Raw genomic sequence first — 14,772 nt, forward strand, 5'->3', positions numbered from 1 at the left:
TAGCATTAACATAAAAACTTCTAAGGAGGAACAACGATGCGGAATTATGAGGTTATTGTTGCGGGCGGCGGGGTTTCCGGCTCCATCGCGGCCATAGCGGCGGCAAGGGCGGGGGCGAAAACGCTGATCGTGGAAGCCGGAGGCTTCCTGGGCGGAACCTTGACCGCTGCGGGCGTCGGGCCGATGATGACATTTCATGCAGGACACAAGCAGGCTATTCAGGGGATCACCGACGAGCTGGTCCAGCGGCTCCGTGCCATCGGCAAATCGCCGGGGCATATCGCGGATGCGACGAATTACACCTACTCGGTGACGCCGTTCGATGCCGAAGCCATGAAGTACGAGCTGGACCTGATGCTGCAGGAGAGCGGCGGCGAGGTGCTGTACCATACCATGCTTGCCGGGGCGAAAGTGTCGGGCAGACGCATTGAATCGCTTACCCTCTGCAACAAGGGAGGCCTTAGCCGGATCTCGGCGGATGTGTTCATCGATGCTACCGGAGACGGTGATCTGGCGGTCTGGTCCGGCGTCCCGTTCACCAAAGGGCGGGAAACCGATGAACAGTCGCAGCCGATGACACTGAAGATGAAGATGCGGGGGGTGGATACGGAGAAAATCAAGGCGTACATCCGCGAGCACCGCGAAGACTTTCCGCGGATGAATCTGGATATTACCGTGATGGATTCGGCGGCGAGATTATCCGTGGTCGGCTTCGACAAGCAGTTCCGTGAAGCGAAGGCGCGCGGCGAGATCAGCATTCCCAGGGAAGATGTGCTGTTCTTCGAAACGAGCAATCCCGGGGAGGTTATCATGAATACGACGCGTATTCTGGGCAAGGACAGCACCAACCCGTGGAGCCTCAGCGAGGCCGAGATTGAAGGGCGCAGGCAGTGCCGGGAGCTGGAGATCTTTCTGAAAAAGTATATTCCCGGCTTTGAAGAGGCTGCAGTGGTATCCACAGGTCCATCCATCGGCGTCCGCGGCTCCCGCCAGATCAAAGGCGTGTACACGTTGAATGCGCAGGATATTCTGACGGTGAAGCGGTTCCCGGATGTCATTGCCCACTCCGGCTATCCGATTGACATTCACAGTCCGGACGGCGAGGGCACCGCAACGGATCATCTGGAATGGGGAGCCATGTACGGCATTCCTTACCGCTGCCTGATCACGAACGAAATCGATAACCTGATTGTGGTCGGACGATGCCTCTCAGCGACCTTTGAGGCCCAGGCGGCTGTGCGTACCACGCCTACGGTGGGAGCCATCGGCCAGGCGGGCGGAACGGCGGCGGCGCTGGCCGTGAAGGAGGGGGTTCCTGTACAGCAGGTGGATTATGACAGGCTGCAGCGGACACTTGTGGCGCATGGAGCTTATCTGGAGCTGTAACGGAATATAATGCACAAGCGTTAGCCGGTAACGCGGATGAGCTGTGAAGTGCTTCCGGAAGATATAATTCGTATAACAAGGAAGATGATCACAAAAATTTTAGGAGGAATTGGTTTGGAAACTGTGCAGATTATCGGAATTTTACTTGTATTTATTGTGTTCGTGGGCCTGATGATGACCCGTAAGCTGACGACACTGCTCGCGCTGCCGATGATGGCGATTCTGCTGGCTGCCATCGCTGGCATCCCCCTCTTGTCCGACAACCCGGACACCTTCACCATTACGAAGGGGGTTCTCGCAGGCGGAGCCATGAAGCTGTCTACCGCCATTGCCGGACTGATCTTCGGGGCCTGGTTCGGCCAGATTCTCAGCAAGGTCGGCATTACGAAGACCATTATCCGCAAGGCTGCGGAGCTTGCCGGCGACAAGCCGCTGGCGATCGCGGTTATCTTTTTTCTCGCCGCATCTGTAATCTTCTCCGCTGCCAATGGCCTGGGCATGGTCATTCTGGTCGGAACCATTGCCATTCCGATTATGCTGACCGCCGGACTCAAGCCTTTTGTCAGCGGTCTGGTTGTGCTGCTGGCCAATGCGGTCGGCGTAGTGTTCAATGTCTCCACCTGGGCAATTTATACCGATGTGCTTAAGGTGCCGACAAATACGATTGCTTCCTATTCCCTGATTTGCGCCGTGCCGCTGATTGTGATTGCCCTGATTATGATTGTCTATTATACGCGCAAAGACGGCAAGGTCCGCCGCGCCTGGGCAATGCCGCTGAAGCAGGAGTTTCAGAGCCAGGGCACCAAAAACGTAAGATCCATCGCGCTCATCAGCCCGCTGGTTCCCGTGCTGCTGGTCTTTTTCCTGAAGGTTGATATTGTCTCCGCTGTCTTCATGGGGGCACTCGTCACGCTGCTGCTCGCTACGCCCAAGCGTCCCATCCATGTGCTGTCCAGTGCGCTGGTTGAGGGCATTCAGGATGTGGCCGGCGCGCTCGGACTGATGATCGGCATCGGGATGCTGCTCAGCGCCGTAACCGCACCGCAGGTGGCGTCCTTGATCCAGCCGCTTATCGAAGGCATCATTCCAACCAGTCCGCTGATGTATATTCTTGTCTTCACCCTGCTGTCTCCGCTTGCCATTTACCGTGGACCGCTGAACGTATGGGGACTCGGCAGCGGAATCGCGGCGCTGATTGTCGCCGGAGGCATGGCACCTGTTGCGGCTATGCTGGCACTGCGTATTGTGAGCAATCTGCAGGCCGTCAGCGATCCTACCAACTCGCACAATGTCTGGATCTCCGACTTCACCAGAACGGATATCATTGAAACGCTGCGCAAGACGCTGCCCTGGATGTTCGTAGCCGTAATGATCTCGATGATTATCGCGGGTCTGGTTGCCTTTTAGCCGCAGGCAAGCGGAAACCCGGATTGTACAGACACAAGCTTTATGGAGAGGAGAACTGTTATGGGCAATAAACAAATCAGGATCGGCATCGATGTCGGAGGTACCTTCACGGATGCCGTTGCCATAGATAATAGTACCTTTGAGGTGCTGTCCAAGGTCAAAATGCCAACCACACACCACGATGAACGCGGAGTGGCCAGCGGGATCGTCCAGATTATCCGGCGGATCATGAGCGAGAACGGCATTCTGCCGGAGGATATCAAATTCATCGCCCATGGTACGACGCAGGCCACCAACGCCCTGCTGGAGGGAGACGTTGCCCGTGTCGGCATCGTGGGGATGGGTACGGGGCTGGACGCCCGAAGCGCCCGCTCCGAAACCAATGTGGCGAATATCGAGCTTGCCGCCGGCAAATATCTCACCACCTATCACCGCTTCATCGACTCGAAGGAGCTGACGCGGGAGGCCATAGATGATGCGATTGAACAGCTGCTGGCCCAGGGGGCGGAGGTCATTGTGGCCTCGGAGGCCTACAGCGTCGATGATCCTGCCAACGAGCTGCGGGTCATGGAGGCGGCGCGCAGCCGGGGAGTGTTCGCTACCGGCGGACATGAAATTTCCCAGCTGTACGGGCTGAAGACCCGGACGCGCACCGCGGTCGTCAACGCGAGCCTGATTCCCAAGATGATGGAGACCGCCAATATGACCGAGCAGGCTGTCATGGAGGCGGGCATCACCTCGCAGCTGATGATCATGCGCTGCGACGGCGGTGTAATGAGCATCGATGAGGTGCGCAAGCGTCCGATCCTTACCATGCTGTCGGGGCTGGCGGCCGGTGTGGCCGGAGCACTGATGTATGAGAAAATATCGGATGGCATCTTCTTCGAGGTCGGCGGCACCAGCGTGGATATTTCCGTCATCAAGAACGGGAAGGTCATGATCGAGAACGCCCAGGTCGGCGGACACAAGACGTATCTGCGCTCCCTGGATGTGCGGACGCTGGCCGTTGCCGGGGGCAGCATGATCCAGATCGGCGGAGGGAAGATCACGGATGTCGGCCCCCGGAGCGCCCATATCGCCGGTCTGGAGTACGAATGCTTCACCGGCAAGGAGAATCTGGAGCAGCCTTCCACCGGCCAGGTCAGTCCCCGCGAGGGCGACCCCGATTACGTCACTGTCCGCGGTGCCGGAGGACATGAATATGCGCTGACCCTGGCGGGAGCCGCCAACCTGCTGAACCATGTGCCCGAGGCGGATTATGCCCGCGGGAATATGGAGAGCACGCGGATCGCCTGGGAGGCGCTCGGTTCCCATCTCGGCATGTCTGCCGAGGATGCGGCCAGGGCGGTGATGGATATCGCTATCCGCAAGGTGATGGCCGTCGTGAATCAGATGATCAGCGATTATGAGCTGGACAACGGGTTTATCACGCTTGTGGGCGGCGGAGGCAGCGGAGCCGTTCTGGTTCCGGCCATGGCGGCCAAAGAAGGCTTCAAGCACCAGATTGCAAACAATGCGCCTTACATTTCAACAATCGGAGTAGGCATGGCGATGGTCCGCGAGCAGATCGAGAAGACCGTCGTCGGCGCAACGGAGCGGGACATCAAGCTGATCCGGGCCGAGATTATGGAGAAGATCGTCCAGTCCGGGGCGAACGAATCCACCGTCGACGTGACAATCGAGATCGACTCGCAGCGCAATATTCTGCGTGCCATCGCCACCGGCTCCACCGAGCTGCGGTCGAAGGATCTGGCCAGCCGCGAGGTGCCTGTGAGCGAGCTGATGCTGACGGCGGCGGATGCGCTGGGCCAGCCGGCAGACAGGACGGAGCTGAAGGCGTCCTCCGGCAGGTGGTACCTGTTCGAATCCAGCGAGGTCAAGAAATCTATGTTTGGGCTGGTGAAGAAGAAGCTCAGCCATGTCGGCGTGCTGGACCGTGAGGGTGTGGTGCGTTTCAAGAAGACGAATGCGTATCATCTGGCTTTTCTGAAGAAGAATATGGCCGACCGGTTTGCCTCTTTTCTGGAGGAGAATACCGTCTATTCGGACGCCAATGCCACCATCCCCAAGACGTTTGTTTTTTATAAGGAAAAGATGCTGGATCTGACCGGGATGCAGACCAAGGAGCAGCTGTTCTCCATTCTCGAGGTGGAAACGCAGCTGCTGGAGGACAACAGCGAAATGCTCGCCGTCGTCTATCAATAGGAGGTGCACGGGAGATGAAGACAGCTGTGCGGACACTGCCAAGCGAGAATATGCTGGGCTATGCCGAACTCAAAAACGATCTGCTGTTTCACAGAATACCGCACAGCAAACGGCGTTATTATGTGGAGCGTCCGCTTGCAATCGGCAGGGAGAAGGCCTTGGAGTACAAAGCCCGCTACGGCACGGATGTCGGGGCGATCTGCAAGGACAGAGGCATCAGGGTACATCTCAATGAACGGCAGGGCACCATAGGGCAGATCCGCTTTCGCGCCCAGATCGAGCTGTCGGCCAGGGAGCGTGTCATTACGCTGTATAAATCGTCCATGGAGGAACTGCGGCAATGCGCAGGCCTGCTTCTTCCCGGCAGCTCCATCAGCCTTAAGGAGGTCACGGATATTCATCTCGCCCATGAGCTGTTCCACGATCTGGAGTTCATGGAGCTGGGGTACACCAATAAGCGGCTTGACGACATCAGCAGCCTCTCACTGGGGCCGCTGCGCATCCGGGCCAGCGTAACCAAGACCTCGGAGATCGCCGCGCATGCGTTCAGCCGCCATCTGCTGGGTCTGCCCTGCCTGCCGAACCTGCTGGATTATGCCTATATGATTCACAGCGGCACTCTGACTGCCGCGGAATTCTGGCGGCAGGCGGAGATCTGGTCCGAAGAGCTTGAGAACGGCTGACCGGCCTTTTCTGCCTCATGCCGCCCCAAGAGCAGGCCGTCTCTTAACGGGGGCCTACCTAACTATCCAAAGCGGTAGAATTTGCTGACGGTAATCTGACCGATCATAAGCAAATGCCGGAATGGGCGAGGGAGAAGCCATGGCCCGGGCTGGGCGGACAAGAGGTCATACAAGGGTTAGCGGTTACGTATAAGGGTAAGCGGACAATAACGGTTGGTGCAGGAGCTCCTGCAGCCAACCGTTATTTTTAATTGTTTAGGAATTATGTATTCCTTTTGTTGTGTATAAGGAGTGGAGTGTATAAAGCTGGGAATCAGCTGCAAGGCATGATAATTGTGCTGAAACTGGAATAGGTATCCTTTTTCCCACTAACGCTGGCGCAAACCGCGATGGGGCGGATTTAGGTTACCTTTTTCCGCTTGGGCTTACCGCCGGGTTTCGGCAGGCCACCCTACACCTGAAATCCAGAACAGCTACGCTGTCCCGTGAAGGACAGCATAGCCGTTTTGTTCGAAAGATAAGAATTTATATGTTTCACGCTAAAAATTAGCCTTATCTTTCTCGCTGAAACGTTACCGAAAGCGATACTCTGTAGCGCTGCCTGGGGAGCATAGGCCCCTTTTAAAGGACGGCATAGCCGGTTCGGCTTAACACCAGCCTGCTTATTGGCTGTAGCTTACGGAATAACTGTTGGTGATGAAATCCAGGCCCGCCGGAGAAGAGGTGATTTCGAAGCCGAACTGCACCCGGTTCAGCGTTTCATCCCCAAACCAGCTTTTCCCTTTGATCCAGTTCATAATGGCGAGAATGTCAACTGTACCCGAGTTGGTATTGCCAGTTCTGACAAAAGAAAATACGGCATTGGACCCGTTATTGCCCTTATAAACATTCCAGGTATGGCCGCCTATCGAAACATTGGTAAAAGAAGCTATAGGATTTCCGGCGGAGCTCCAATTGTCGGCGATGGGCTTGACATCCCCGGCATAGTTCATCCAGAGCATGATTTCATAGGCGTTGTTGTTGCCTGCCCAAATATCGTAAGCGGATTCAAATGCCGCTCCACTGCTGGGAACGGTTACATTAAAGCTGCTGCTTACGCTTTTCAAAGCGCTCAGCTTAAGGCCGATTTCCCGGGTGCTGTTCGGATAGGACTTGATTCCTCCGGTATTGGGATGCTGTGCCCAGACCCCCCAGTTGCTGTAGGAATTGGCCCAGATGGACTGGGCTCCCGCACCGCTTCCCCAAACATTGTTATAGACGGTATATCCGCCATTCGACCAATTTCCATACTGTGCCGTTGAGGACCAGGTGGCCGCAAATGCTACGGAGACGGATGACAGAACCGCCACCAATGCCAGTGTTACAACGGTAATGAATTTGCTCTTCTTCATGAAACATCCTCCTCAAATGGGTTGTCTCCACCGGGAACGGTGAAGAGTTGGAATCGCAGAGCTTTGGCTTCACCCGCCTTTGAATTAATTGGATAAGATAGAAAAGAATTAAAGGTAACGCTTACATAAAGTATAGTTTTTCACAAATGCACAAGACAACCATAGAAATTGCATATCTTTTCCTATACTAATTAAACATTTCCTTATTTGTATTAGAACAAAAAGACAAATCACTCCAAGCAGGAGTGATCTGTCTTTCGGGTAGCTGTGTAAAATACACATTTGGCATAATCCCAGGGCCGGTCCCTTTGCCGGAGTCTAGCTGGTCACGCTGATATCGTCAAACACCGCTCTGGTGTGGGCGTAGACGCGCAGGCCGATTTTACCGCTCCCGTGGGCGCTGTCAACCGCATTCAGAATAAGAACGCCGTCCTTGTAGACTTCGATGACAGGACCCTTCAGGCGGATGGCATAGCGGTAAAAGGTATCGGCGGCAATGTCGGGATTGGCATAGTCCAGTGTGGTTTTGACGCCGTTCACCACCTTGACCAGCTCCATCCTGCGGCCCGTCCGGTCGTTGTTCTTCAAGGCAAGCAGATAATAGCTGGTGCCGTCCGTATACCTGAATACCAATCCGGCATCCTTGTTGCCGTACGTATTGTTCGTGACGTTCACTCTGGCCTCGAAGGTGTAGTCCGTCCAGGCAGCATCTCCGGCGATGGACAGGTTCTGTCCGGTTCCCGCCTGACCGCTGTAACCGTAGCCCGCTGCCGTCCAGATTCCGCCGTCTGCGGTCCAGCCGTCCGCCTGGCCGTCATTGAAATCGTCGGCAAAGACCGAGCGGCTCACGATGGGGCCGGACTGGACTTCGCTGCTTACCGCATCCGTTCGGTTGTCAGTGGCATGAATGTAGTAGGAATGCTGACCTCGCGCAAGTCTGGTGGTGCAGCGGTAAGTTCTGCCGTCGGTATAATTGGTATCGCTTGAATCCACGGGCAGCATCTGGTGAATTACACCGTCCAGGACAAGCTCCAGGGCAAACGGAGCATCGTTGTCCGCATCCGTATAGGTTGCGCTGAAGGTGAATTCCGTTTGCGGATCTCCGGAAGACTTGTCAACACTCACGCCTGAGATCACGGGCGCGCTGCCGCCTTGCTTGTTGGTTGCGGTGATCTCATCGACCAGCAATTCGCCGTAGTCCGCGGATTCCTGCTTCAGCCATATGGCGAGCGTCGCCGCCGGCTTCAGCACATCGGGCACAAAGGCATTCAGGTCAAACTGCATGGAAGTCCAGTCCGCAGGCACCTCTGCCCAGCCCTTGGTCAAATTGTAGGTCTTGCCGCCAACTGCAAGCTCAATCCGTACCCGCGTCTGCGGATAGCCGGGATTCTTCAGTGTAACATTCAAATAGCGGTAGCCGGAGAGGTCTACGGCATCATGCCAGGGCTGGAACTTGGCGTAGGAGCTTGCGCTGGCCGGCGTCTGTGTGAACTTCCCGGCTGTTCGCCCGTCTACTGAAACCTTGGAGAAGGCTCCCGTTCCGCCATTCTGGTTATACCAGTTCACCCAGGTGGCGTTCGCGGAGGAGCCTCCCCAGGTGCCGCTGCCGCCAAAATCGTCGTAGAGCAGCGGTGTGGAAGGGTCCGGCAGCGGCGGAGCTACTGTATAGTGGGTCGAGCTGTAGGTACGGCGGCCTGCGGCGTCGACTCCGCGTACATCAATTCTGCGGTCCGTAAAAGGCGCGGCGGAGGATTCGTTGATTACAGCGGAATATACTTCGCCGGAAACGCCCATAGGCTGATAGACACCGCCGGCAGGTGCATATACTAGCTCTGCAACGCCCGGCGTGTTCTCCGCGAAGATAGTGACATTCCCCCGCACTTTATCGCCGATAACCGGGGAGAGCACAGGCAGCGGCAGCGGAGCCGTGATAGCGGGTGCCGCATTGCTGTCCGCAGCGCTTAATCCCATAATGGTATACAGCAGCCCGGCCTGGATGCTGATGCTGAATTCGTTGTAGCGCCACTGGCTGACATCATCCGCATACAGCGAGCGGTCCTCGTACCATGGGCTTGCACTTCCGGGGTCTTTGGTATCCTTGATATTGGGTCCGCTGACCATTGCGCCTGGTATGATGATCCCGGTGCCTGCTGCCGTGCCCGCAGCCTCATCGAAACGGGTATGCAGGAAATCGGTGTAATCTGAACCGATGCCCGATACCCAGCTGATGTTCCAGGGATTTTCGCCAAATATCCAGTACATGCCTTTGACGGCGGCATCCAGAGCGGCAGGGTCGCCGAATAATTCATAATACCGCAGCATGTCGCCCAAGTAAGAAGCCTGCGGCTCATTGACGCCAAAGTTCTTGAATTGATTCAGCACGCTATATGGCGTATCGTCCATAGAGGAGAGGAAGAAATCCAGCTGCTGCTTCAGCAGGCTATGGATATGGGCCTTCGTGGCCGTGTCCGCCGCCGGATAGAATTCGGCCATCGACATCGGCTGCATATCCCAGTAGTTGGTTGAAGCGAGATCTTCGAAGCTCAGCGTGTTGATATACGCTGCCGCAGCCTGGGCATAGGCCGGATCGCCGGTGAGCAGGTACAGCTCCACATCGGCCAGCAGCTTCGAGTTCGGAATCCCGCCCCTTGTGGAATAGGAGCCGACGGGGCCGTCCGGATGCGCGATGACATACGCATAGAAGACTTCCGCTGCCGCTTCGCACTGGTCCGCGAAGGCGTTAAGCCCTGCGGCAAGCGGGGGGGCGACATCATCCTGGGCTATTGCCGTCCGCACGGCCCGCGCCGTGGCGGCAAGCGTTCCGGCGGACTTGGCGGAGCCGCCGACGCCAAGGTCGGAGAGGCGGCGGTCATCCGCCGTACCCGGAAGGTTGTCGGTTGACTTCTCGGGATGCACAAAGGAAGCATTGTTCTTCAGGTTGTACATCTCACCGCCCAGCTGGTCGGCAAATTTGATCAGATATTCGCTGCCGAAGATGGCTTCATCCACGAGATCGGGAATGCCGTTCGCGTCATTGTCATATTTCACGCTCTCCGCATTGGCGTAACGTAGATAGGCCAGGGCGATTTCGGCGCCGACCCACTGGTTGCCGCCGTATTTCCCGTAATCTCCGGCATCGTACCAGCCGCCGGACAGATCGTAATGCGTCAGGCCGTCGGCGGACAACGCGTCATCCAGATGGCCGGCACCGTGGAAGACTTTGGCGGAAGGCTCCACACTGCTGTATCCGGCCGGATAAGCATCTGCGGTTGCCACGCCGGAGCGCATAATCCGGTAAAATGCCGTCATTTCATCCCTGTAATCCTTCCAGACGTTTGCTTTGACGGAAAACGGGTAGGAAGTGACATTGTTGCTCCGTACTCTGTAATGGCTGCCCTCGGCATGGAGAGAGGAGAAGTCTATGGAATACACATGCTTCTTCCAGACTATACCCTCGTCCACCATCTGGCCGGAGGCCACCACGCCGGAGCCGTCCAGAATTTGATAGGATAAATCTTCGAGATAGGTGCTTGATACAACCCTGGCGGTTTTGACATCCCCGCTGCTGTAGCCGGCCTGGCTGACGACGACATCCAGGGTCTGCTCCGAATAAACAACGTCAAGTCCGGACTGAAGCGGGCTGCGGACTTCGTCGGAGGTGGCGTCGGTGGCTCTGAAGTAATAAGCGTGGCTGCCCACGGGCAGTTTGGCGGTATAGGCGTAGCCTTTGCCGTCTGTATATACCGTGTCCGCGCTGTCCGTTTCCGTGAGCGCATAGGCGGTATCATCGACAACAACCTGAATGGCATACGGCGGCTCGTTGTCCGCATCCGTATAGGTGGTGCTGAAGGTAAACGATGTATTCTGATTGTAGACACCCTCACTGTTCGCCGTTACCGCAGGCATGTCCAGTGAAGGCTGACTGCCGCTGCGCGGAGCCGTTGCCATAATGTCATCGATCAGCACTTCGCCATAGGCGCCGCCGTTTTGCCGCAGCCAGATTTCCAGCTTGACGTTCTCCTTCTGGATTGCAGGCGCGAGCGCCTCCAGGTCGAACTGCAGATCCGTCCATGTGCTCTGCACCGCAGTCCAGCCGCCGGTAAGATCATAGTTCTTCGAACCGTCGTTCAGGTTGATGCGTATGCGGGAATCGGGATATCCCGGATTGCGGGCAGACAGCTTCAAGTAGCGGTAGCCGCTTATGCTGAAGGCTTCATTCATAGGCTGGAATTTGGCCCACGAGCTGCTTGTGGCGGGCGTTTGCGTGAACCTCCCCGCTGAGCGGTCACCGTCCGCAGTCCTGGAGAAGCTGCCGCTGCCGCCGTTCTGGTTGTACCAATTGGTCCAATTCTGCTTGTACACTCCTCCCCCGGCAAAATCGTCGTAGACCAGCGGACTGCCAGGTCCGGGCAGCGGCGGTACAGCTGCGGAGGAGACGGAGGGCCAGCCTGCAGTACCGGTTGCGGCCAGAACCAGCGCAAGGGCAAGGCGCAGCAGCCTGTGCTTTAGCCTGGCTGGGGTAATTCGGTGTGTTGACATTTCTTTAGCCTCCTGTTCATTTGTTATTCGGTTTCCTGAAATCGCTTACATAGCGAGCATAGTGGAAGATTCCGCACAAATCCATGATGTATTCTTACCTGTTTGTGATGTATTTCCGCCTGTTTGCGGCGTGTTTTCGGTGGCGGGGTGAAGGGGGGACGTTGCATCGGCCTCCTTGGGAGGCTTCCCGGCAGCCTCATAAGAATCTCTCGAAATCACGTACCATTTCTCGAATGCGCATGCTTTTCAAACAGGGCGGATGCTCATTATACTTAGTTTTGAAAGCGCTTTACATAATGAGAGGGGGATGACTATGAGAAGTCGGACTGCAAGGTGGGGAATGATTGGCCTGGTTATTTTGCTGGCTTTTGGATGGTTTGGGGGCCTGCCCGGCGGCAGAGCCTATGCGGCGGACGAATATGATGCGATGCGGGAGGCCAGAAAGGCCATGCTGACCGGAGGAGGGACGCTGGATACGGCGGACCCGGATATCGCTGCGGCCATAGCGGCGGCTACGGCCGCTGCGAACGGCTACTGGCAGACGATGAATACCTCCGCCAGCCGGACGTATCTGTGGAGCGACAACTCCGGGATGGGCAATTCCATCCACATTCGGGTCACTTATGAACGCTTGCGGGCAATGGCGCTCGCTTACAGCACTTCCGGCTCTGCGCTGTTCGGCAATGCACAGCTGAAGACCGACATCGTAAGCGCGCTTGATTATATGTATTCCACCCGGTATAACGAGGCGGTGACGACAACTCCGAGCGGCACCAGCAACTGGTGGGATTGGCAGATCGGCATCCCGATGCAGCTGAATGATACGGTGGTGCTGATGTACAGCGACTTAAGCTCCGCCCAGGTCACGAATTATATGAAGGGAGTAGAGCATTTCTCTCCCGCCGTCAATTTGTCGGGAGCCAACCGGTCCTGGAAAGCGTTCGTCGTGGCCATCCGGGGCATTCTTGTCAAAGACGGCGCGAAGATCGCCGCTGCACGCGACGGCTTGTCGGCGATCTTCGCTTACACGCAGAGCGGAGACGGCTTCTACCGCGACGGTTCTTTTATTCAGCATAGCTCTATTCCCTATACGGGAGGCTACGGACTGGATCTCTTGCTCTCCGTGGGCAATTTAATGAAGGTGCTGAATGGCTCCTCCTGGCAGGTCAGCGACCCGGGCCAGTCCAATGTGTGGGATTGGGTATACAATGCCTATCAGCCGCTGATGTACAAGGGCGCCATGATGGATATTGTCCGGGGCAGAGAGATCTCGCGCTATTACAGCCAGGATCATACAGCGGGCCATGCAGCCATGCAGGGCATCCTCATGCTGGCCGATATCGCGCCTCCAGCCCAGTCCTCGGACTTCAAAAGCATGATCAAGGGCTGGCTGCAGTCGGACACCTTCCTGTCCTTTTATGCGGATGCACCGATTCCATCGATAGTGCAGGCCAAGGCCATAGCTGCCGATTCCGGAGTTGCTCCGGCGGCGGAGCTTCTTCTCTACAAGCAGTATTCCGCCATGGACAGGGCAGTCCAGCATCGTCCCGGGTACAGCCTGGGGCTTGGCATGTTCTCCAATCGGATCAGCAGCTTTGAGGCAATCAACAGCGAGAACAACAAAGGCTGGTATACCTCAGCCGGAATAACCAGCCTGTACAATGCGGATCTGGGTCAATTCAGCGACGGCTACTGGCCCACCGTTGATTCTTACCGTCTGCCGGGGACAACGGTGCTCTCCCAGACCTCTTCCGTCAGCCAGAAAAGCCCGAATACGTGGACCGGCGGAACCGATATGCTGAATCTCTACGGCGTTTCGGGGATGGACCTGCAGTACACCGATCATACACTGAAGGCAAGAAAATCCTGGTTCATGTTCGATGATGAGGCCGTTGCCCTGGGGGCGGGCATTGCCAGCACCGATGGCCTTGCGGTGGAGACCATTGCCGAGAACCGCAGGCTGAATGCGGCCGGAAGCAACGCCTTTACCGTGAATGGCACTGCGCAGCCGGCTGCACTGGGCTGGAACGCCGCGCTTACCGGCGTGAATTGGGCGCATCTGTCCGGCAATGCCGCAGGTGCGGATATCGGCTATTATTTTCCGCAGGCCGCCTCGCTTCAGGCCAAACGTGAAGCGCGCACCGGCAACTGGAAGCAGGTCAATGGACGCTCGGAGACGCCTTCCACCCCGATCACCCGCAATTATCTGACGCTGTGGTTCGACCATGGGCAGAATCCGCAGGCTGCAGGCTATGAATATGTGCTGCTGCCGAACAAGACGGCTGCCCAGGTAGCCGGGTATGCGGCTCAGCCGGATATCCAGATTCTGGCGAACAATGAGGCGGTACAGGCTGTGAGGGAGAACCGGCTCGGAATTGTTGCCGCCAATTTCTGGACGGACGGCGGCAGCTCTGCAGATTTGATTACGGTAAGCAAGAAAGCGGCGGTGATGGTGAAGGAAACAGGCAGCGAAAGCCTGGAGGTGTCGGTCAGTGATCCTACTCAGGCCAATACCGGCGTTATTGAGGTGGAGCTGGACCGCTCGGCGGACGAATACACTGCCGACACCGGCATTACCGTGACCCAGCTTAGCCCGACGGTCAAATTCACGGTCAATGTGAATGCCGCCAAGGGCAAAACCTTCAAGGCCGCATTCGGGCTTGGCGAAGGCGGGGGTACTCCTCAGCCCGTACAGGAGATCATCGTTGATAACAGCGATGCATCCGGCGTAACGAAGACAGGCGGCTGGAAGACCGCATCGACTCAGACCGACCGTTACGGCAGCAGCTATCTGCATGACGACAACGCCGGCAAGGGCAGCAAAAGCGTGACCTTCACGCCGGATCTGCCTGCCACAGCGACCTATGCGGTGTATATGATGTGGCCGCAGCACGAAAACCGGGCTTCTTCCATTCCAGTCGAAATCACGCATGCCGGAGGAACAGCGGCAGCTGCCATCAACCAGACGTCGAACGGGGGGATATGGAATCTGCTGGGCACGTACACTTTCAATGCGGGTGCTTCGGGCAGCGTCACAATCCGCAATGAGGGGACAACCGGCTATGTTGTGGCCGATGCCGTGAAATTCGTGCTGATTCCTTAACCAAGCCCCCGGCAAGGGCGAACGTCTCTGACTTCGAACTCAAATTATGCTATGTTGG

7 protein-coding genes are annotated in these 14,772 nt (G+C 56.8%); 5 read left to right on the top strand and 2 right to left on the bottom strand.

Annotated elements, in window-relative coordinates:
- Positions 1 to 36 precede the first annotated feature (36 nt).
- The 4 genes from HYD27_RS22785 (at position 37) to HYD27_RS22800 (ending at position 5,681) form a co-directional block, all read left to right on the top strand.
- Positions 37 to 1,386: an FAD-dependent oxidoreductase gene (locus HYD27_RS22785; protein ID WP_219218917.1), complete on the top strand. Its 1,350-nt coding sequence runs from the start codon at positions 37 to 39 to the stop codon at positions 1,384 to 1,386.
- Positions 1,387 to 1,509: 123 nt separating this feature from the next.
- Positions 1,510 to 2,793, top strand: a complete 1,284-nt coding sequence (locus HYD27_RS22790) for a citrate transporter (protein ID WP_309242116.1) — start codon at positions 1,510 to 1,512, stop codon at positions 2,791 to 2,793.
- 60 nt (positions 2,794 to 2,853) lie between these two features.
- Positions 2,854 to 4,998 carry a hydantoinase/oxoprolinase family protein gene (locus tag HYD27_RS22795; RefSeq protein ID WP_219218919.1) on the top strand — a complete coding sequence of 715 codons (2,145 nt, stop codon included), beginning with the start codon at positions 2,854 to 2,856 and terminating at the stop codon, positions 4,996 to 4,998.
- 14 nt (positions 4,999 to 5,012) lie between these two features.
- A complete protein-coding gene (locus HYD27_RS22800; RefSeq protein ID WP_219218920.1) occupies positions 5,013 to 5,681 on the top strand; it encodes a hypothetical protein in 669 nt (222 codons plus the stop codon).
- A 662-nt stretch (positions 5,682 to 6,343) separates the two neighbouring features.
- Here HYD27_RS22800 and HYD27_RS22805 read toward each other — a convergent pair.
- Positions 6,344 to 7,072: a GH12 family glycosyl hydrolase domain-containing protein gene (locus HYD27_RS22805; protein ID WP_219218921.1), complete on the bottom strand. Its 729-nt coding sequence runs from the start codon at positions 7,070 to 7,072 to the stop codon at positions 6,344 to 6,346.
- Between the two features lie 318 nt (positions 7,073 to 7,390).
- Positions 7,391 to 11,611, bottom strand: coding sequence for a glycoside hydrolase family 9 protein (locus HYD27_RS22810; protein WP_219218922.1), 4,221 nt, complete (start codon positions 11,609 to 11,611; stop codon positions 7,391 to 7,393).
- Between the two features lie 313 nt (positions 11,612 to 11,924).
- On the opposite strand from HYD27_RS22810, the gene HYD27_RS22815 reads away from it, so the two are divergent.
- Entirely contained in the window at positions 11,925 to 14,714 is a 2,790-nt protein-coding gene (locus HYD27_RS22815; protein WP_219218923.1) for a polysaccharide lyase family 8 super-sandwich domain-containing protein, read from the top strand.
- Positions 14,715 to 14,772: the final 58 nt, after the last annotated feature.

Origin of the sequence: Paenibacillus sp. S150, from assembly GCF_019352175.1 — a bacterium.
GTDB lineage: Bacteria > Bacillota > Bacilli > Paenibacillales > Paenibacillaceae > Paenibacillus_AQ.